This window comes from Knoellia sinensis KCTC 19936 (genome assembly GCF_000768705.1).
Classification (GTDB): domain Bacteria; phylum Actinomycetota; class Actinomycetes; order Actinomycetales; family Dermatophilaceae; genus Knoellia; species Knoellia sinensis.
Window position 1 is genome coordinate 57,027 of the sequence record NZ_AVPJ01000018.1, and the last position, 18,986, is coordinate 76,012.

18 protein-coding genes are annotated in these 18,986 nt (G+C 67.0%); 8 read left to right on the forward strand and 10 right to left on the reverse strand.

Going from position 1 to position 18,986, the window contains the following annotated elements; all coding sequences use genetic code 11:
- Positions 1–62: 62 nt before the first annotated feature.
- The 3 genes from N802_RS16890 to nrdR form a co-directional block, all read right to left on the reverse strand.
- Complete coding sequence (locus N802_RS16890) at positions 63–1,184, reverse strand: DUF262 domain-containing protein (protein ID WP_169743455.1); 1,122 nt, start codon at positions 1,182–1,184, stop codon at positions 63–65.
- A gap of 198 nt (positions 1,185–1,382) precedes the next feature.
- Positions 1,383–4,343 carry a vitamin B12-dependent ribonucleotide reductase gene (locus tag N802_RS16895; protein ID WP_035918586.1) on the reverse strand — a complete coding sequence of 987 codons (2,961 nt, stop codon included), beginning with the start codon at positions 4,341–4,343 and terminating at the stop codon, positions 1,383–1,385.
- A gap of 150 nt (positions 4,344–4,493) precedes the next feature.
- A complete protein-coding gene (gene nrdR, locus N802_RS16900; protein WP_052110097.1) occupies positions 4,494–5,015 on the reverse strand; it encodes a transcriptional regulator NrdR in 522 nt (173 codons plus the stop codon).
- Between the two features lie 372 nt (positions 5,016–5,387).
- Between nrdR and N802_RS16905 the strand changes: the two genes are divergently transcribed.
- Positions 5,388–5,741 (forward strand): VOC family protein, encoded by a 354-nt coding sequence (locus N802_RS16905; RefSeq protein ID WP_035918588.1) that lies wholly within the window; start codon positions 5,388–5,390, stop codon positions 5,739–5,741.
- Positions 5,742–5,875: 134 nt separating this feature from the next.
- Here N802_RS16905 and N802_RS16910 read toward each other — a convergent pair whose 3' ends face one another.
- Positions 5,876–6,526, reverse strand: coding sequence for a hypothetical protein (locus tag N802_RS16910; protein WP_281175156.1), 651 nt, complete (start codon positions 6,524–6,526; stop codon positions 5,876–5,878).
- 388 nt (positions 6,527–6,914) lie between these two features.
- On the opposite strand from N802_RS16910, the gene N802_RS16915 reads away from it, so the two are divergent.
- The 4 genes from N802_RS16915 to N802_RS16930 all read left to right on the forward strand — a co-directional run bounded on the left by N802_RS16915 (position 6,915) and on the right by N802_RS16930 (position 11,593).
- Positions 6,915–7,526 (forward strand): TetR/AcrR family transcriptional regulator, encoded by a 612-nt coding sequence (locus N802_RS16915; protein WP_084072308.1) that lies wholly within the window; start codon positions 6,915–6,917, stop codon positions 7,524–7,526.
- Position 7,527: 1 nt separating this feature from the next.
- Positions 7,528–8,763, forward strand: a complete 1,236-nt coding sequence (locus N802_RS16920; RefSeq protein WP_035918598.1) for a glycosyltransferase — start codon at positions 7,528–7,530, stop codon at positions 8,761–8,763.
- Positions 8,764–8,840: 77 nt separating this feature from the next.
- A complete protein-coding gene (locus N802_RS16925) occupies positions 8,841–9,437 on the forward strand; it encodes a GNAT family N-acetyltransferase (protein ID WP_035918600.1) in 597 nt (198 codons plus the stop codon).
- A gap of 77 nt (positions 9,438–9,514) precedes the next feature.
- Positions 9,515–11,593 (forward strand): gluzincin family metallopeptidase, encoded by a 2,079-nt coding sequence (locus N802_RS16930; RefSeq protein ID WP_035918603.1) that lies wholly within the window; start codon positions 9,515–9,517, stop codon positions 11,591–11,593.
- Here the strand turns inward: N802_RS16930 and N802_RS16935 are convergent.
- Positions 11,565–11,996, reverse strand: a complete 432-nt coding sequence (locus N802_RS16935) for an SRPBCC family protein (RefSeq protein WP_035918605.1) — start codon at positions 11,994–11,996, stop codon at positions 11,565–11,567. The two genes, N802_RS16930 and N802_RS16935, sit on opposite strands and share 29 nt — an antisense overlap.
- Positions 11,997–12,029: 33 nt before the next feature.
- On the opposite strand from N802_RS16935, the gene N802_RS16940 reads away from it, so the two are divergent.
- A complete protein-coding gene (locus N802_RS16940) occupies positions 12,030–13,151 on the forward strand; it encodes a winged helix DNA-binding domain-containing protein (RefSeq protein WP_035918606.1) in 1,122 nt (373 codons plus the stop codon).
- 112 nt (positions 13,152–13,263) lie between these two features.
- On the opposite strand, the gene N802_RS16945 is transcribed toward N802_RS16940, so the two are convergent.
- Positions 13,264–13,839 carry a GNAT family N-acetyltransferase gene (locus N802_RS16945; RefSeq protein ID WP_035918607.1) on the reverse strand — a complete coding sequence of 192 codons (576 nt, stop codon included), beginning with the start codon at positions 13,837–13,839 and terminating at the stop codon, positions 13,264–13,266.
- Positions 13,840–13,948: 109 nt separating this feature from the next.
- Positions 13,949–15,148 (reverse strand): winged helix DNA-binding domain-containing protein, encoded by a 1,200-nt coding sequence (locus N802_RS16950; protein ID WP_035918609.1) that lies wholly within the window; start codon positions 15,146–15,148, stop codon positions 13,949–13,951.
- A gap of 67 nt (positions 15,149–15,215) precedes the next feature.
- On the opposite strand from N802_RS16950, the gene N802_RS16955 reads away from it, so the two are divergent.
- Positions 15,216–15,917, forward strand: a complete 702-nt coding sequence (locus N802_RS16955) for a hypothetical protein (protein ID WP_035918611.1) — start codon at positions 15,216–15,218, stop codon at positions 15,915–15,917.
- A gap of 4 nt (positions 15,918–15,921) precedes the next feature.
- Here the strand turns inward: N802_RS16955 and N802_RS16960 are convergent, their stop codons facing one another.
- Both N802_RS16960 and N802_RS16965 read right to left on the reverse strand, forming a co-directional pair.
- On the reverse strand, positions 15,922–16,398 hold the full coding sequence (locus N802_RS16960; RefSeq protein WP_035918614.1) for a VOC family protein: 477 nt from the start codon (positions 16,396–16,398) through the stop codon (positions 15,922–15,924).
- A 296-nt stretch (positions 16,399–16,694) separates the two neighbouring features.
- Positions 16,695–17,105, reverse strand: coding sequence for a LysM peptidoglycan-binding domain-containing protein (locus N802_RS16965; protein WP_035918616.1), 411 nt, complete (start codon positions 17,103–17,105; stop codon positions 16,695–16,697).
- Positions 17,106–17,291: 186 nt separating this feature from the next.
- Between N802_RS16965 and lexA the strand changes: the two genes are divergently transcribed.
- Positions 17,292–18,038 (forward strand): transcriptional repressor LexA, encoded by a 747-nt coding sequence (gene lexA / locus N802_RS16970; protein WP_035918658.1) that lies wholly within the window; start codon positions 17,292–17,294, stop codon positions 18,036–18,038.
- Here lexA and N802_RS16975 read toward each other — a convergent pair.
- Entirely contained in the window at positions 18,035–18,931 is an 897-nt protein-coding gene (locus N802_RS16975; protein WP_035918619.1) for a Sir2 family NAD-dependent protein deacetylase, read from the reverse strand. The two genes, lexA and N802_RS16975, sit on opposite strands and share 4 nt — an antisense overlap.
- Positions 18,932–18,986 lie beyond the last annotated feature (55 nt).

Sequence of the window (18,986 nt, forward strand, 5' to 3'; positions counted from 1 at the left end):
CTCAAAGGCCGTCGCAATGATTCCGATCTTCCTGCTGAAGCGCCAGTATCTTGCCCCTAGGTTCACCAGGGCAGCGGCCTTCCCTGAACGGCGGACAGATAGACCGGAAAGCGGACGAGCCTGCTTGCGATCCTTTGCGTACTGGAGGCGGATGCGGACTTGAACCGGTTGGCCCCGGTCGGCGGCTCCTCCGCCTCTAGCACCGCACTGATTTCAAAAAGGGCAGGTCTAACGACTTCTGGATCTGCCGGGGGTCCTGGATCAGGACGATTAGGTAGTTCACCTTGTGGTATGCCGATAAGGGCGTGCGCCGTTGCCGCAAACAGCATCAAGAAGTGCGGGGCATTCGATAGGGTTGTTTGCTTCAGGACATCGTCAAAGTGATCCACTATGTACCGCAAAGACTTGTTCACAATCGCCTCTGTCGGGTCGCGTTGAAACTCCTTGTCGACGCGCTCATACAATTTTGTGATCTTGGGCTGCCCGCCGTCGCGAACGCCCTCGAGGACTATGCCGTACATCTCAGCAACCAGCGAGTCGGACAGCAGGCGTACTGCGTCCCGGGCGCCTATTACTCTGTATGTCTCCCAGAGTTCGGTCCATTCCGCCGCCATCTCATGGACTGACCACTTGAACTCACCCTGGAACTTTGCGTGGCGCAACTCAGGAGGGTTTACGGGGACCGTATAGGAATTCAGGCGGGAAAAGACCTCCAGCACATCTGCGTCAGATGCGTTTATGAGCTGGTCCGTGGCTATGGAGTACGCCAAGAAGCGTTCTTGCTCGACTGGGTCCAAATCTGAGTAGCGCTTGCCTGCCCATTCCTGGGCTCGCGGGCCGAGTGCAAACCGGTCGTTGCCAAAGTCCAGTATTGCGCGCAACCTCTGTTGGCCATCAACCACCTCGCGAAAGGACCGCTTTGTCTGGAGGTCGACTTTGGTCCGGACATAGATCTTGGGGACCGGTAGTCGGCGCAGGATCGTGTCAATCAGGTAGGTGCGGGCCGCCGGCGGCCAGACGCTGCCACGCTGAAACTCTGGATTCAGTAGCAGTTGCTTCTTCTCATCCCATTCCATGAAGTCAGCCACAGTGTACTGCTGGAGATCAGACGAGACCGGCACGTGTTGTTCCTTAACGTCGTGGAATCGGGAACTGGAGTCTAACGCCGGTTCCTCCCAGATCAAGGACCGTGCGTAACCGTCATGGGGCCTGGTCATGTTGACTAAACGGCCCGTGGTCGGCAGAGTCGCTTGACGCAATCTGCACTCCACTTGGGCCCCAGTGGCGACGTTCACCAACCTTCGAAGGAACGTGGTCACGTCTGGACGTAGCCAGCGGCCCAACTCGGCTGGAGTCGGGCCGCTGGCTTTGCACGCGTTGATTCAGCTGCAGCCGCTGGTGCTTCCGCAGCCTTCGCAGACGTAGCAGCTACCGGCGGGGCGCATCTTCGTGCCGCAGGTCATGCACATCGGCGCGTCCGCGGAGACGCCCTGGAACTTCTCGAGCAGCTCAGCCGAGGAGTGCACGTCGTCGGACACCTTGCGAGCCGAAGCCGCACCAGCACCGGACTTGTCCTCCACCGCGTCACCGACCTCGTCGGCCGCCTTGTCCGCAGCAGGCGCAGCCGCAGCCGTCTTCTTCGGTGAGGTCGCACCGACACCCTGCGAGTACGACTCGATCTCGTCCTCGATCGCCTCGGCGTCATCGTCCTCGACCGTCGACGGGGCATACGACCCAGTCTCCAGCTGACGCTGACGCTCCTCTGCCGTGTGGATGCCCATGAACGACCGGGTCTCGAAGTCGAGGTGGTCGAGCGCCAGGCGACGGAAGACGTAGTCGACGAGCGACTGACCCATCCGGATGTCCTGGTCGTCGGTCATGCCGGCCGGCTCGAAGCGCATGTTCGAGTACTTCTCGACGAACGTCTCGAGCGGCACGCCGTATTGCAGACCGACCGACACCGCGATCGAGAAGGCATCCATGACACCGGCGAGGGTCGAGCCCTGCTTGCCGAACTTGAGGAAGACCTCACCGAGGCGGCCGTCCTCGTAGGTGCCAGCCGTGAGGTAGCCCTCAGCTCCACCGATCGCGAACGACGTCGTCTGCGAGGAGCGGCGCTTCGGCAGACGCTCACGCGTCGGGCGGTAGACGACCTTCTCGACAACCTTGGTCTCGCCGGCATCGGCCGCGGCACCAGCAGCCTTGCCAGCCTCAGCGTCCTTGGCCGTGGAGCCACCGTCGGACAGCGGCTGGCCGACCTTGCACGAATCGCGGTAGACCGCGAGCGCCTTGAGGCCCATCTTCCAACCCTGGATGTAGACATCCTCGATCTCCTCGACCGTGGCGTCCTCCGGCAGGTTGACCGTCTTGGAGATCGCGCCGGACAGGAACGGCTGGGTCGCCGCCATCATCCGCACGTGACCCATCGGGGAGATCGCGCGGGCACCCATGGCGGTGTCGAAGATCTCGTAGTGCTCGGTCTTGAGACCGGGAGCGTCGATGACGTGACCCTTGTCGGCGATGTACTCGACGATCGCCTCGACCGTCTCCTCGGTGTAGCCGAGCTTGCGCAGGGCCCGCGGGATGGTGAGGTTGACGATCTGCATCGAGCCGCCACCGACGAGCTTCTTGAACTTCACCAGCGAGAAGTCCGGCTCGATGCCCGTGGTGTCGCAGTCCATCATGAAGCCGATGGTCCCGGTCGGCGCCAAGACGCTCGCCTGGGCGTTGCGGTAGCCGTTCTTCTCCCCCACCTTGACGACGGCGTCCCACGCCTTCGTCGCGGCGCGGTGGATGTCCTTGTCCATCGTGTGCATCGTGCGGATCGCGTCGTTCGCAGCAGCGTGCTTGCGCATGACCCGCTTGTGGGCGTCCGCGTTGCGGGCGTAGCCGTTGTACGCACCGACGACACCGGCGAGCTCAGCGGAGCGCTTGTAGGCAGCACCGGTGAGCAGCGACGTGATCGACGCGGCGAGCGCGCGGCCACCGTCGGAGTCGTAGCCGTGACCGGTCGCCATGAGCAGCGCGCCGAGGTTGGCGTAGCCGATGCCGAGCTGGCGGTAGTTGCGGGTCGTCTCACCGATGGGCTCGGTCGGGAAGTCGGCGAAGCAGATGGAGATGTCCATCGCCGTGATGACGAGCTCGGCCACCTTCTGGAACGTCGCGACGTCGAACGTGTCGTCGTCCTTGAGGAACTTCAGCAGGTTGAGCGACGCGAGGTTGCACGACGAGTTGTCGAGCGACATGTACTCCGAGCACGGGTTCGACGCGGTGATGCGGCCCGTCTCCGGGTTGGTGTGCCAGTCGTTGATCGTGTCGTCGTACTGGATGCCCGGGTCGGCGCACTCCCACGCGGCCTTGGCGATCTTGCCCATGAGCTCGCGGGCGTCGACGGTCTCGATGACCGAACCGTCCTTGCGCGAGCGCAGACCGAACTCGGTGCCCTCCTCGACGGCGCGCATGAACTCGTCGTTGACGCGCACGGAGTTGTTGGCGTTCTGGTACTGCACGGACACGATGTCCTTGCCGCCCAGGTCCATGTCGAAGCCGGCGTCACGCAGCGCGCGGATCTTGTCCTCCTCGCGCGCCTTCGTCTCGACGAACTCCTCGATGTCGGGGTGGTCGACGTCGAGCACGACCATCTTGGCTGCGCGACGGGTCGCGCCACCGGACTTGATCGTCCCCGCGGACGCGTCGGCGCCACGCATGAACGACACCGGACCGGAGGCGGTGCCACCGGAGGACAGGAGCTCCTTCGACGAACGGATGCGCGACAGGTTGAGACCCGCGCCCGAGCCGCCCTTGAAGATGAAGCCCTCTTCCTTGTACCAGTTGAGGATCGAGTCCATCGAGTCGTCAACGGCGAGGATGAAGCAGGCCGAGACCTGCTGCGGGGACTTGGTGCCGACGTTGAACCAGACCGGCGAGTTGAAGCTGAACACCTGGTGCAGCAGGGCGTAGGTCAGCTCGTGCTCGAAGATCTCGGCGTCGGAGTCAGTCCCGAAGTAGCCGTGCTCCTTGCCCGCCTTGACGTAGGTCAGGACGACACGGTCGATGAGCTGCTTGAGCCCCTGCTCGCGTTCGGGCGTGCCGACGGCGCCGCGGAAGTACTTCGTCGTGACGATCGTGGAGGCGTTGACGCTCCAGAAGTCGGGGAACTCGACACCGCGCTGCTCGAAGATCGTCTCGCCCGTCTTCCAGTTCTGCTGGACGACGTCGCGCTTCTCCCAGGTCACCTCGTCATAGGGATGGACACCAGGGGTGGTGTAGATGCGCTCCACAGCGACACCCTTGCCCTTGGCGGACTTGCGGGCACCTGCACGTGCACCGGCGGTCTCGGTCATGACTCGACTCCTTCTGCCCGGCTCATACCCCGGGCGGTTGTGTGACCTGGATTCAATTCAATAGGTGACCACTGACAGCGGTCGGGTGATGCGTGATGCCGTCGCCAAATTTCGACGACACTGTCGGCCGTTCCTTGCTTTGTATGCCGGTCAGCTGGGACCGGCGGGGACGTCACCTTCGGGACCGGCCGGCATACCCCTCGCCGGTTCTTCACCCGTCCCGGCGTCACGTTCGACGCGAAGCAAGGTGATGGCCTGCTCGAAGTCCTCGAGACTGTCGAAGGCCTGGTAGACGGAGGCGAACCGCAGGTAGGCCACCTCGTCGAGGCATCGCAGCGGCTCGAGGATGGCGAGGCCGACCTCGTGGGCGTCGACCTCGGCCTGGCCCAGACCCCGGATCGTCTCCTCCACCTTGTGGGCGAGGAGTGCGAGCTGGTCCTCGGTGACCGGTCGGCCCTGGCAGGCCTTGCGGACGCCGACGAGGACCTTGGCCCGACTGAACGGCTCGGCCGCCCCGGACCTCTTGACCACGGACAGGGCCGCAGTCTCGACGGTCGTGAAGCGCTTGCCGCACTCGGGGCACTGGCGACGCCGGCGGATGCTCGAGCCGTCGTCGGTGGCGCGTGAGTCCATGACGCGGGAGTCGCTGTGGCGACAGAACGGACAGTGCATGTGCCTGACTCCTCTCACGCTGGATTTGACGCACGTTGGGGACGAATCTGGGGACCACTTGGGGACAACGTGTGGAGAACCCCTGCGCCCCTGTGAACCATATGTGGATGAACTACATCGCTGTAACCACTAGATGTAGTAGCCAGTATGCGCTTCTGTGACCAGCGCCGCAAGCCCTTCCAGAAACGTCCGCGTGTCGCGCCACAACCACGCGACTTTGTGCCCAGTTGGACACCACACGCCCCGACTTTGTGCCCGATTGGGACACCAAGCCCCCCGACTTTGTCGCCCATTGGGACGGCGAGCGCCAGCGAGTTGTCCCAATGGGGCACAAAGTCGCGCTGGCGTGTCAGTCAGGCCTAGCGTTCGGGCATGACTCTGAAACTGGGAATGGTCACTGCCGACACGACGGACGCACTTGAGTTGGGCACCTGGTGGGCCGAGCAGACCGGCGCCGAAGTCGCCGAAGAGAACGACGGGCACTACGTCATGGTCAGGGGCGGTGGACTGCCCGTCGTCCTCGCCTTCCAGAAGGTCGACGAGGTGACACCCGGCAAGAACCGCCTCCACCTCGACCTGACCACCGATGACCTCGAGGCGGAGACGGAGCGACTCCTCGCAGCCGGCGCGAGTTTGGTGGGCCGCCGCGGCGACGAGAACTTCCGATGGCACACGCTGGCCGACCCGCAGGGCAACGAGTTCTGCATCGCCACCCAGCAAGCCTGACCGCAACCACAGACGCAGGTATGCCGTCCGCGAACCTGTCGCGGACGGCATACCTCTGTCTTGGCTTGCGCAACGTCAGTGTCAACGGCACCTAGAGCGACCGTCAGCGCTGACGTTGCGAGCCGGGGCCGGAGTCAGAGGCCGGGGCCCTGGGAGCGGAGCTTGTCGACCTCGCTCATCGCCTCACGGAGCTGACCGAGCCATTCGTCGGCGTGCTGACCGACGAGCCGGACCGACCACGCGAGCGCGTCACTGCGTGAACGGGCCACACCGGCATCCACGAGCGTGTCGAGCACCTGGCGCTCCGGTTGGCGCAGGCGCGTCATGACCGGCGCGGCGAGGTGGGTGAAGAGCGCCTCGGTGTCACCGAGCCGCACACCCCACGACACCTTGCGTTCGTAGCGAGCCTCGGCCTCGAGGGCGATCCTGATGCGCGCCTCCTTGGTGTCGGCGCGCCATCGGCTGATCCGACCCTCTGCTTCGGCTCCGGTGAGCTTCTCGTCGGGGAGGGTTCCGATCACGGTGATCTCGTCGCGGTCGACGCGGACGTCGACATCCGCGAACCACTCGTCGGGAAGGCGCCCGGCGAACCAGTCGCGTGCGTCGTCCGCGTTGGGGACGTCGGCCTGCTGCCAGCCGCCGGGGCGGCCCATGCCGCGCCCCCGACCGCCGCCGGGACCGCGACCGTGACCACCAGGACCGCGACCGGGCATTCCCCGACGCTGACCGCGGTCTGTGGGACGGGGGCTGTCGTCTGAACTGAAGTTGGTGTGGTGGGACCTCATGGTGGGTCTCCTTCTTCCTGGTGCTGCTGCACTGCGGCTTGCAGTGCTTACACAATTACACAACTGCAGACGAAAGGGAATTGTTCCCGTCTGGGCACGGCGATCGCGCGCGCTTCTTAAGTCTGCGACTTCGGTGGCTAGAGCGACGGAATCCGCAGACGCAACGGGAGGAATGCGTGGGCTCGGGTCAGAGACCGGGACCTGGGAACGGAACCGGGCCCTGGGAACGGCACCGGGCCCTTGGCAACGGAGCTGTCGACCTACTGGACTGTGCAGTGCTGCACCCGGGCGCAGCAATGCACAGCGCGATCGGGGACCACACAGGGACCAGGAGCCAGCCTCGGAAACCTCGTGACACGGCATACATATTGGGATTAATCTGATTGACATGAAAACGCGCTCGTACAACATGACCGCCCGCGCGGACGCCGCGGCGGCCACGGGCGAGCGCATCCTCGACGCTGCCCTCGCCGTCTTCTGGGAGAAGCCCACGGACCACGTTGTGCTCGCGGACATCGCCGACCGCGCCGGCGTCACCGTCCAGACGGTCCTGCGCAGGTTCGGCAACCGTGAGGGACTCATCGTCGCGGCCGCCGAGCGATCCGCGAGCACGATTGGCGCCCAACGCAACGCGGCACGCGTCGGCGACATCGAGGACATCGTGCGCGTCCTGCTCGACCACTACGAGGAACTCGGCCCGGGCGTCCTGCGCATGCTCGCCGCCGAGGAGTCCTCCCCCGGCCTCAGGGACATCATCGAGAACGGACGCACGTTCCACCGCGACTGGTGCGAGCGCTGCTTCGCGCCGTTCCTCGCCGATCTCACCCCTGCCGCACGCACGCGTCGTGTCGCCCAACTCGCGGCGATCTGCGACGTCTACGTGTGGAAGGTCCTGCGCCACGACAACGGGCTGACCCGACGCCAGACCCACACCGCGCTCGTCGACCTCCTCGACCGCCTCACCTCACCAGCCGCACCACCTGCACCAGAGGAGCCCTGACATGGCCACCGTCCTCGCCTTCACGTCGCCCGCGCTCGGGCACCTCTTCCCCATGACTCCCCTGCTGCTCGAACTCCACGCCCGCGGGCACCGCGTCCACCTTCGCACCCTCGGCAGCCAGGTCGGGGCGATGCGTGCCCTCGGCCTCGAGGCCTCGGCGCTCGACCCTCGCGCACTCGAGATCGTCCACCCGGACTGGGAGGCGAAAGACCCGGTGGGCGCCCTGAAACTCGCCGTTCGGACCTTCACGCAGCGTGCCGATGTCGACGCGCCGGACTTCCAGTCCGCGTTGGACGAGGTGGCACCCGACCTCGTGATCGTCGACATCACCGCGTGGGGCGCGCTCGCGGTGGCCGAACGCTGGGGTGGACCGTGGGTCACGCACAGCCCCTTCACCCCGCCGATCACATCCAAGGGCACTCCACCCTTCGGACCCGGGCTGAGGCCCATCCCCGGCCCGATCGGGCGACTCCGAGATGCCCTCGTCCGCCCCCTCGTCATGGGCGCCGCCGAGCGGACGCTGCGCCCCGGCATCAACGCGGTTCGCGAGCGCATCGGCGTGCCTCCTGTCCATGGCGCCGACGACTTCTTCCGCCGGTGCGACCTCATGCTCGTCACGACGTCGGAGCCCTTCGAGTACGCCCACCCCGACTGGGCACCTCAGGTCCAGATGATCGGCGCCAACGCATGGGAGCCGCCGCAGGCACTGCCAGCGTGGCTCGACGAGATCACCGACCCGATCGTCCTCGTCACGACGAGTTCGGAGTTCCAGGACGACGGCCTCCTCGTCCGGACCGCGCTCGAGGCCCTGCGTGACGAACCGGTCCACGTCGTCGCGACGATGCCTGCCGGAGTCGACGCCACCATCAAGGTGCCAGCGAACGCCACCCTCGTCGAGTTCGTCCCTCACGGCCCGGTCCTCGACCGCGCGGTCGTCGCGGTGACCCACGGCGGAATGGGAGCGACGCAGAAGGCGCTCGCACGCGGCATACCCGTCTGCGTCGTGCCGTTCGGACGCGACCAGCTCGAGGTGGCACGACGCGCCGAAGTGAGTGGCTCCGGCACACGACTCCCGGCCAAGAAGCTCAACGCCGAACGCCTCCGCGCGAAGGTGAAGGAAGCGATGACCCTCACCTCGGGTGCCCAGCGAGTCAAGGCCGGGTATGCCGTCGCCGGCGGTGCGCCCGCCGGCGCCGATGCGGTCGAAGGACTTCTCAAGAAGGGCGCCCCGGCCTGAGTCGGTCGTCGGCCTGAGGAAGCCGCGGCCCGAAAATGGGCTGCCGTCCTGTCGGTGCCGACGGGCAGGATGGCGACATGACCTCAAAGACCACCTGGGAGACCCATCCGGTGACACCCGACCGTTTCGAGGACTTCGCCGACGTCATCAACAAGAACCGCCGCCCCACCCACTGCTGGTGCCTTTCGCACCGCCTCACCGCCGCAGAGGTCACCGACCTCGGCGGCGACGGACCCACCCAGCGTGAGCAGGCGATGCGCGCCCTCTGCGAGCGTGAACTGCCGCCGGGGGTCGTGACCTACAAGGACGGCATACCCGTCGGGTGGTGCAACATCGGGCCGCGCGCCGACATCACCAGGCTCAAGCAGTCCACGCTCATGCCACCCACCGACGACCTGCCGGTCTGGAGCATCGTGTGCGTCGTGGTCCGGAGCGGTCATCGCAAGCAGGGTGTGACACAGCGGCTGATCGAGGGTGCCGTGGACTATGCGCGTGCCCACGGCGCACCCGCCGTCGAGTCCCACCCCGTCGACCCGAAGGGGCGGATGGACCTCACGATGGCCTTCGTCGGAACCAAGGCGATGTTCGAGAAGGCCGGTTTCGAGGTCGTCGGCACGACGGAGGCAACGGCGAGCAAGATGCCCCGGCTGACGATGCGGCGGACGCTCTCGTAGCCCCGGCGATGGCGAGTTCCTGCCACCGGCCTCATCGGATTCACGGAGTGTCGGCGCCTCCGGTCATACTTCTCCCCATGCCTTGGGGGATCTTCCGCCGCGCGGCCACGACCGCGCTCATGACCACTGCCGCCGCTGTCGCGCTCGCCGGATCGAGCATCGTCGCGTCCGCGGGGGTCGCCAACGCCGAGGCAGGCCTGTCCGAGTCCGGAACGGCGACCTATGTCGCGTCCGACGACGGCAAGCCGATCCGCGTGACGCAGAAGGTCACGGTGACCAACCGCAAGGCCTCGACGGCCACCACCTTCTACTACTGGGACGGCTACGCCCTGTGGCTGCCGAGCGGCGGCACCGGCGTCAAGGTCACCTCCAACGGCGCCACCCTGTCGGCGAAGGTCAGCACCCACGAGGGCCAGAAGTACGCCGACATCGACTTCCCCAGGCGTTTGCAGTACGGCCAGTCGCGCACCTTCACGGTGACCTACACCATCCCCGGATCGCCGCCCAGGTCCGATGCCTCCGGCCGTGTCGGCAAGGGGTATGCCGCGCTCGAGGTCTTCTCCCCCGGAGACGCCGGTCAGGCCACGATCGAGGTCGTCGCACCGCGAACGATGGGTGTCGACATGACCGAGAAGTGGACCGAGACCGCCCGCGGCGACGACCGGGTCTCGACCATCGCCGGCGGCGGACCCCACGGACTCTGGTCACGCCTCTCCCTGCGGGACTCATCCCAGACCTTGACTCGCGAGGTGACAGTCGACGACCACACCTTCACCGTCGTCGGCTTCCCCGGCGATACGGCCTGGGTGGATCACATCGAGAAGAACCTGCCGCGCGCAGTGCGCGAACTCGAGAAGCTCACCGGTCAGGACTGGCCCTACAAGACCACGAACATCGCCGAGGACTCGAGCCGGCAGGTCTACGGGTGGGACGGCGTCTACCGGAACGGCAACATCTCCATCTCGGAGGCGATCGACCCGTCGTTGCTCGCGCACGAGCTCTCTCACGCGTGGGCGAACGACAACCTCGCCGAGCGCTGGCTCTCCGAAGGTCTGGCGCAGGAGCTCACCACCCAGGTGATGCGCCTGACCAAGAACAAGGACGAGGACCGCGACAGGGTGCGGCCCACCCAGAAGGACGCCATCCCGCTCATCGACTGGGAGTACAACGCGTCCGCCAAGGCCACCGAGACGGAGGAGTACGGCTACCCCGCGTCCTGGAACGCGGTGCACGCCCTCGTCGAGGGGAGTACGCCCCAGAGCCGGCCCGAGCTGTTCAACGCGCTGACCACCAAGCGGACGATCTACGACGTCCCCAGCGACGCGAGCCTCCTCGGTCACGCGACGACCTGGGAGCAGGCCCACGACCTGTTCGAGGTCGTCGGGGGCAACACCAAGACGCGCTCGATCATGCAGTCCTGGGTCGTCGGCCCGGCCAAGAAGCGCCAGTTCGACGCCCGCGCCGCAGCCCGCAAGACCTACCTCGCGCACGAGAAGCTCGACGGCGCCTGGGGCTCGCCGCGCGGCGTGCGGCAGGCCATGGCCGAGTGGAACTTCGCGGCGGCTCAGACCTTCATGGGCCAGACCAAGGACCTCGCGACCCAGGCTGCCTCGGCTCAGGCCGCGGCCACCAAGGCGGGGCTCGACCCCAAGGGTCTGCGGACGGCATACGAGCAGGCCGACAGCACCGCCGAATACGACGCTGCACGGAAGCACTTCACGACGTTCGCCAGTCACGCGACGTCCTACGGCGAGCTGCGCACCTCGGTCGAGGACGCCAATCCCATGGCCACCCTGGGCGCCTTGGCGCTCCGGCCCGAGGCTGCGCTGGACGACGCCCGTGCCGCGATCACTGCCGGGAAGCCCGAGGCTGCGACTCGCGCGCTCGAGTCCGCGGAGGCCAAGACGGGTCTGGCAACGCTCGTCGGTGGGCTACTCCTCCTGGGGTTGCCTGCCCTGCTCGCCGCGCTTGTCCTGCTGCTGCGACGCATCCGTGGCCGACGTCGCCGTCAGCCGCCTGCGCCGACTGCACCGACTGCGCCCCTGATGGAGCCAGTGGTCGTGCCGGAACCGGCCCAAGCCCCGGCCTCAGCCTCGGCGCCGACGTTCACACCCACGCCCGCCCCGGTCACCGTGCCTGTTCGCTCCGAGCCTTGAGCCCTGCAGCCTCCGCCGCGAGGTAGCGGTCTGTCAGACCCTTGAAGAAGAGTCGCCCCATGACCTTCCCGAGCGGTCCTGCCTGTTCGACCGAGAGTCGCACCCTGGTGCCCGCCTCGCCACGCGGCTCGACCGTGTGCCGTGCCGTCGTGCGTACCCCGGGGCCGGTCGCGACCCACGTGAATGAGCGGCCCGGATCGAACTCGGTGACGACGTACTCCGTCGGCGGCAACTTCGGCTGCTCGACCCGCGCCCGCGAGCCCAGACCCAGGGCCGAGTCATCGTCGAGCCGCGTCACCGTTGTCACGGTCTCGGCCCACTCAGGCCAGCGTTCGACGTCGCTCATGACCTCCCACACGCGCTCGGGTGCTGCGTCGATGTCCACCTCGATGCTCTGCTCCATGCCGCCATTGTCTCCCTGCGACAGGATGTCGTCATGACTCGTGCCGTCTCCCGTGACTGGGTGGTTCGCAAACGCCTTGCAACTCAACGACTTTCGTCCGCACCACTCCCCCACGCCGCCGACGCCGTGCGCCTCCTGACCTGCGTCCAATCGCAGGACGCACCTCTGGCGTGCCACTCGCTCGCGATGCGCTCGCGCGAGACCTCGTATGCCGGCCTGCTGGCGACGCAGTCCGCTGGCGGTTGGGTGCGCACCCACATCATGCGCCCCACCTGGCACTTCGTGGCGCCCGAGGACCTGCGCTGGATCCAGGCGCTCACTGGCCCCAAGGTCGAGGGCGGTATGCCCGCGCGCCACCGGCAGCTCGGCATCACGCCGGAGATCATCGACCGCGGACTCGCGCTGCTCGGCGACCTCCTCGCCGGCAGCCGTGCGTTGACGCGCAAGGAACTCGGTCCGCTCTTCGCGGAAGCGGGTCTGCCCGGTCCGGGTGAGGCCATGGCACACCAGCTCATGTGCGCCGAGGTGCGTGCGGTGATCTGCTCGGGTCCGCCGCGCGGCACCGAGCACACCTACGTCCTGGTCAACGAAGTCGTCCCTGCTGCCGACTCGGACTCCTGGACCCGGGAGCGGGCACTCGTCGAGCTCACCCATCGGTTCTATGCCGGACACGGCCCCGCCTCCGAGCGCGACCTCCAACGGTGGAGTGGCCTCACCCTCACCGAGATCCGTTCTGCCACAGCCGAACTCACGGGCACCACCGAACTGCGCTCGTCGCATCCTCTTGAGTCGGTCGAGTGCCGCGGCGAGACACTCTGGTTCGACCCCTCGGTGAAGGCACGCACGAGCCGGAACCACATGGCATACCTGCTGTCGACGTTCGACGAGGTGGCGCTGGTGTATCCGACGACGGGGTTCCCGCGCCGCGACGCCGACTCGGACCGAACTCGCCTTGTCTCCGAGGCGGGTGGCGGGATCGTCGTCGTCGACGGCCACGACATGGGCACGTTCAAGCGCAAGGTCGGGTCGAAGCAGACCGCGGTGACCGTGCTCCTGGAGGGCGACCTCACAGCGCCCGAGCGGGACGGTATCGCCGAGGCAGCCGAATTCCTCGCCACCTTCCACGGCCTCCCCCTCGACCTCACCTTCGCCTGAGCCTCAGACCCACCGCAGCCCGCCCCGAACTCGCCCCGTCCCAAACTCACCGAATTCCTCGGTCAGTCACGCACCAGACTCCGTATGCCGGCCGCTTCCATTTCGCGCCCACTCACCGGTCGCGAGCGTCCCACTCCTCCTTGAGCAGTCCGTAGGTGCAGCCGTCGATCCACCCGAGCTCGGCGTGATACGAGTCCTGCACGCCGTGCTGCTCGAGCCGCATCCCGGCCTTCTCGAGAACGCGGCGCGAGGCGATGTTGTCGGCGAAGCACCCCGCCGTGACACGGCGCAGGCCGAGGTCATCGAAGGCGAGTGAGAGCAGGTTGATCGTGAGCTCCGTGGCGTAGCCGCGACCAGCGTGGGCGGGGTTGAGGATGTATCCGAGCATTCCCTCGACCCTCTTGCTCGCGGGGTCGTCGTCCTGCCCCATTCCGTCGATGACCTCCAACATTCCGGTGCCGATCAGTTCGTCACCGACCAGCGCCGCGCACGAGTGGTCGTGGGGATCGTCGGCGGAAGCGAGCCATGCCGCCCGGAACGCGTCCGGATCGACGGTGGCCTTGATCAGCCAGCGACGCACCTCGGGATCGTTGCGATAGGTGAGCATCTCGTCGATGTCGGCACTGGTCACGGGACGCAGCGTGAGCCGCTCGGTGTGGCGCGGCCAGGTGATGTCAGGGGAAGTCACGGGGTCATGCCTAGCACCCTGACAGGGCTCCCCACCAACGCATTTGTCCGCGCCCCCGGCAGGCACCTTGGCGGCAGTGCCATGAATCTCGATGAGGTGGCCACCATCGTCAGGGCAAGGGGGCCCACTTCAGTTGCAGAGCCGAGTACGGGCTCGAAATCCGGTCGCCGCCGAGCCAGGCAGACAGTTCGGCGGCACGTGCTTCCAGTTGGGCGGTGGCGTCGCGGCCGATGTCCTCACGGATGCCGAGCACCACCGCACCGTCGGGATCCTGCACCCAGGCGCCGACGATCCGACCGTCCCACCAAGCCGTGGCACCGCCGTTGCCGGCCGTGTCGAAGAGGAAGGGGCGGTGCTGAGGATCGAGATAGAAGTCGCGCAACTTCCAGCCCATCGTCGTCGGGTCGAGGACCGGCAGCAGGGCACCCCATGGCTCGAGGGGCGGCACGGGGTCCAGGTCGGTGGGAAGCAGCCATCCCGACTCGTTCGCGCTGTCGAGACCCACCTCCACAGCACTGAGTGACTCGAGCGTCGCCCGGACTTGAGTCTTGGTCGAGCCGAGCCACCACTGCACGTCGTCGACCGTTGCGGGACCGAAGGTGTGGAGGTAGCGGGCGATGAGTTCGGCGTAGGCATCGGAGGTGTCGAGCGCGGGGGGCGTCTCGCCGAGCCACTGCTCGGTCAGGAGCCACTGCGGGCGAGACAGACGCCAGTGTCCGATGTTCGGTCCACGGATGATCGAGCCCTCAAGACCGAGGAGCCAGATGACCCACGGCGCGACGGGGATGTCTCGCCCCCACTTCTTGCCCGGTGCCATCGCGATGGTGCCCTGGACCTCAGGCACCGCCTCCCGAATCGCCTGTGCCGAAGCGGGTTCAGAACCGTCGAGGAATTCGAGCACCGCCGCCCGGGCCCGGCCGAGCCACAGCTCGCCGTCCGCGGTCAGGTCCGAGGCGCCGACTTCCTTGATGATCCTCGTCCGCTCCTTCACGGCCACCCGCGCGGAGGGGCCACCGAGGGCTGCGGGGCGCAAGGGCGTGGGAAAGGTGAAGACGGTGCGGCGCATCGCGAGCTGCTTGACCAGACTCCGCTCCTCATAGAGTGCTCGGTCGACATCCGCCGGTGCGATGCCGTCGACTCTCGCCCACGCAGCCAGGTGCACCGAGGCCGCCTCGGTGGCGTGCAGAGCCGTCATGGCATGCGTGGCATCGAGGACCGTCGCCACACGGTGGGCTGGGGCGATGGCGTGACGACGCGCCAACCTGGCCCGGCGTTCGGCGTCGGGGACGTGTCGGGCCTGCGCACTCATGGAGCCAGCATGCCCTGTTCGCCGACCCGCCCCGTGGCCCCGGCTGGCGACGGCTCATGATCATGGCGTGACTGAACGCGTCTCCCTTGCTGCTCGGAACAACGCTCTCTGGTGCGACACCGTGTGCCGCACCCACGAGATCGTCGGCGTTCTCGACGGCGCGGCCTGGTCGAGCGCGAGCCGCACCCCGCCGCTGTATCCCGATGCGGTGACGCTCGCCGCTGACGTCAGCGAGGCTGAGGTGCTGGGGCTGATCGACGCTTCGGCGGGGGCATCGGTGAAGGACTCGTGGGCAGCGCTCGACCTGACGTCTGCCGGTTTCAAGCCACTCATCACCGGCCAATGGGTTTGGCGTGATCCCGATGACGCGACCGTCTCCGGCCAAGCAGATGGTCGTCGGTGGCGGTCGGTCCAGTCGGCGGCAGACATGGAGCGATGGAGCCACGCGTGGGCGGAGTCCCCTGCAGCCCGGTCGATCCTCGGCCCCGCCCTGCTCGACGAGCCGGGCGTGCACGTGCTCGCCGCGTCGGACGGAGAGGATGACTTCGTCGCGGGCTGCCTCGTCAACGTGACCGGCGAGGTCGCGGGGCTCAGCAACCACTTCTCCCTCGACGGCGACGCGGAACGCACGTGGCATGGCGCTGCGTCAGCAGCAGCCGCCCTCGTACCCGAACGCGCCCTTGTCGCCTGGGAGTCGGGCGCCGGAGTCGCCGCCGCCCGGTCCGCCGGTTTCGAAGCGATCGGCCCACTCACCGTGTGGATTCGGTGACGCCTCAGGACTCGTTCGTGCCGAAGCCCTCGCGTTGGGCGCGCTCGTGCGACTCCTCGGTCTCTTCGAAGAAGGTGATGGTCAGGCCAGCCGGGGCGTCGAGCCGTGAGTTCAGTGACATCCACGGGGTGAGCACCGGCTGAGCCACGACATTGGCCCCGGCGGCCTCGGCTTCACGTGTGGTTGCCTCGGCGTCATCCACCTCGAACGCGATCCGAATCCTCGGACTCGGTATGCCGTCCGCCTCCACCCGATCAATCGCCACCTTGTGTGCTGGGCTGGCGATCTCGAACGTCGCCCGACCTGCCTCGAGGATGGCGACCCGATCGTCTCCGCCCTCGGAGAACGCCGCGATCTCATCCATCCCCAACATGTCCCGATAGAACCGCACCGCGTCGTCGTAGTCCTCCGCCTCGACGACGACCCTCAACTGCTTGACCTTCTGGACCCGTCCGCCCGACTCACTCGACTCATCGCTCATGCACAGTCCAAGTCACTCCCAGGCCGACTTATTGCCCGGCACTGCGCGCGCCAGCACCGCGAAGCGGTGCCGAGCCGTGCAGTGCCGGGCAATAAGTCGGAATTCGGGGACAGCAAAGGGCGCTTCACCTTCCCCTGAAGGTGAAGCGCCCTCCGTGCTGAGTCGGCGAGGGGTCGAAGCTCGGCCAAGGACTCAGGCCCGAGCCGGGGTCGAAGCGGCTCGGAGTATGTGGAGTTGTCAGACGAGGTGGCGCCGGCGAACCGCGTTCGGGCCCTTGGCTCTCACCGCTGCCGTCATCAGCCCTTCGGGATCACGATTGTCTGGCCCGCCTGCACGTGCGCGCTGCTCAGCCCGTTGGCGAGCTGGATCTCGGCGACAGCAGAAGTGATCGAGGAGCCGCTCATGTGCTCGGCGGCGATCTGGGACAGCGTCTCTCCCGCTTGAACCGTCACCCGCTGTGGCGCACTGGAGGCAGCCGCTCCTCCGCCAAGCCCAAGGAACGCCGTGACCATGGCCACGAGCAGGACAGTGGTCGTGATGAGCAGCCGGCCCGCCCTCGTCGGGCGCAGCCTCCCCTGCGGTTCCGACAACACTGCGTCGCCCGTCGGCACGAGCACGAGACGCGGCTGGGACCGGCGGGCGGGAGCCGACGGCGCGGGGACGGCATACCCCTCCAGGGTGCTGTCCAGAGCAGCGAGTGCACTCATCAGATCTCCTCCTGGGTCGAAAGGACGTTCGATAGAACGTCTGTACGATTTGTAGCACGGATGTTCGAGGACATCAAGACACGCATCGAACAGATGTTTGAAACCCCTGCGTGAACTCCGTAGGCTGTCCTCATGTCAGGAAGCCAATCAGGCACCACTGACAACGCCCTTCTCGAGGAGACGAACATGACCGACAAGCGCGCCAAGGACGACGCCGCTGTCCATCAGCTGCCCGAGCGCGATCCCGGCGACGGCACGCTGACGGTGCGTCAGCGGAAGGTTCTCGACGTCATCCGCAACTCAGTGGACCGCCGCGGCTACCCGCCGAGCATGCGCGAGATCGGCCAGGCCGTGGGGCTCACCTCCCCCAGCTCTGTCGCCCACCAGCTCGGCGCGCTCGAGAAGAAGGGCTACCTGAGGCGTGACCCCAACCGGCCACGTGCCATCGAGGTGGTCTCCCCTGACACCCCGAGCGATATCCGGGGCTACCGGGGTGGCGCTGCCCCCGATGACGTGGACGTGGACGTCGATCCGACGGGTTCGGGCGACGCCCATCCCGAAGCGAGCTACGTTCCGGTCCTCGGTCGGATCGCCGCCGGCGTGCCGATCACGGCGGAGGAGACCGTCGAGGACGTCTTCCCGCTCCCCAAGCAGATCGTCGGCGAAGGGTCGCTCTTCCTGCTCAAGGTCGTCGGCGACTCAATGATCGATGCGGCCATCTGTGACGGTGACTGGGTCGTCGTGCGTCAGCAGCCCACCGCAGACAACGGCGACATCGTGGCCGCGATGCTCGACAACGAAGCCACCGTCAAGACGTTCAAGCGCCGTGACGGCAAGGTGTGGCTCATGCCGCACAACCCCGCCTTCGAACCCATCGACGGCGACCACGCCACGATCCTGGGCAAGGTCACCGCGGTGCTGCGCCGCGTCTAGGCCGTCTGCGCGTGTGAGAAGTCGGCGGCCAACGCCGACAACGTGACGCCGAGCGGCGCATCGATCCGATGCGTTGTCTCGGCGTCTCCGCGTGTAGGCCCCTTCGTGATCACGACAATGGGTATGCCGTGTGCCGCCGCCCGCCGCACGAACCGGTAGCCACTCATCACCTTGAGAGAGGACCCCAGGACGACGAGTATCGGTGCCGCGTCCGTCAGCGCGAAGCACAGGTCGACCCGCTCCTTGGGGACGGATCCACCGAAGAAGACGACATCCGGCTTCAGGGTGTCGGCACGGCAGACCAGGCAACGGGGCGCGGTGAAGGCGCGGACTGCCTCGTCGGGCAACACGATGTCGCCGTCAGGACGGATCTGGCTGCTGACCTGCGATCCGTCAGGAACGTGCCCGAGGACCGCCGTGGCGAACCCCGGGTTGGCGTCGGCCATGAAGGCCTGCACGAGGTCGCGGTCCGCCCGCTCTCCGCAGGTGAGACAGACGACCTCCTCCAGAGAACCGTGCAACTCAGTCACGTCTCCGGTGCCGGCCCGTTGATGGAGGCCGTCGACGTTCTGAGTGATGACGTGGCCGAAGGCCCCGGCTCGTTGGAGAGCCGTCACCGCCCGATGACCGACGTTGGGTTCGGCCGCGGTGAAGCGTTGCCAACCGATGAAACTGCGCGCCCAGTAGCGCTGCCGATTGTCGCCCGAAGCAGTGAACTCCTGGTGCGACATCGGCGTCACCCGACGGCTGCCGTCTGGGCCGCGGTAGTCCGGAATGCCGCTCTCCGTCGACATGCCAGCACCGGTGAGCACGAGGGCCGGCCCACGGTGGCGCAACAGGTCTGCCACCTCGAGGAGGCTCGCCCCAGGTGGCGCCGATGCTGGAGAACTCACCCAGACATCGTAGACAACAGTCCGGAAATGAGAAATGGCCCGCCGGGTGGGCGGG

What these genes read in the sequence shown, in the direction of transcription:
- N802_RS16895 (WP_035918586.1), bottom strand. Translation starts at nt 4,343, where the DNA reads ATGACCGAGACCGCCGGTGCACGTGCAGGTGCCCGCAAGTCCGCCAAG.
- nrdR (WP_052110097.1), bottom strand. Translation starts at nt 5,015, where the DNA reads ATGCACTGTCCGTTCTGTCGCCACAGCGACTCCCGCGTCATGGACTCA.
- N802_RS16905 (WP_035918588.1), top strand. Translation starts at nt 5,388, where the DNA reads ATGACTCTGAAACTGGGAATGGTCACTGCCGACACGACGGACGCACTT.
- N802_RS16910 (WP_281175156.1), bottom strand. Translation starts at nt 6,526, where the DNA reads ATGAGGTCCCACCACACCAACTTCAGTTCAGACGACAGCCCCCGTCCC.
- N802_RS16915 (WP_084072308.1), top strand. Translation starts at nt 6,915, where the DNA reads ATGAAAACGCGCTCGTACAACATGACCGCCCGCGCGGACGCCGCGGCG.
- N802_RS16920 (WP_035918598.1), top strand. Translation starts at nt 7,528, where the DNA reads ATGGCCACCGTCCTCGCCTTCACGTCGCCCGCGCTCGGGCACCTCTTC.
- N802_RS16925 (WP_035918600.1), top strand. Translation starts at nt 8,841, where the DNA reads ATGACCTCAAAGACCACCTGGGAGACCCATCCGGTGACACCCGACCGT.
- N802_RS16930 (WP_035918603.1), top strand. Translation starts at nt 9,515, where the DNA reads ATGCCTTGGGGGATCTTCCGCCGCGCGGCCACGACCGCGCTCATGACC.
- N802_RS16935 (WP_035918605.1), bottom strand. Translation starts at nt 11,996, where the DNA reads ATGGAGCAGAGCATCGAGGTGGACATCGACGCAGCACCCGAGCGCGTG.
- N802_RS16940 (WP_035918606.1), top strand. Translation starts at nt 12,030, where the DNA reads ATGACTCGTGCCGTCTCCCGTGACTGGGTGGTTCGCAAACGCCTTGCA.
- N802_RS16950 (WP_035918609.1), bottom strand. Translation starts at nt 15,148, where the DNA reads ATGAGTGCGCAGGCCCGACACGTCCCCGACGCCGAACGCCGGGCCAGG.
- N802_RS16960 (WP_035918614.1), bottom strand. Translation starts at nt 16,398, where the DNA reads ATGAGCGATGAGTCGAGTGAGTCGGGCGGACGGGTCCAGAAGGTCAAG.
- N802_RS16965 (WP_035918616.1), bottom strand. Translation starts at nt 17,105, where the DNA reads ATGAGTGCACTCGCTGCTCTGGACAGCACCCTGGAGGGGTATGCCGTC.
- lexA (WP_035918658.1), top strand. Translation starts at nt 17,292, where the DNA reads ATGACCGACAAGCGCGCCAAGGACGACGCCGCTGTCCATCAGCTGCCC.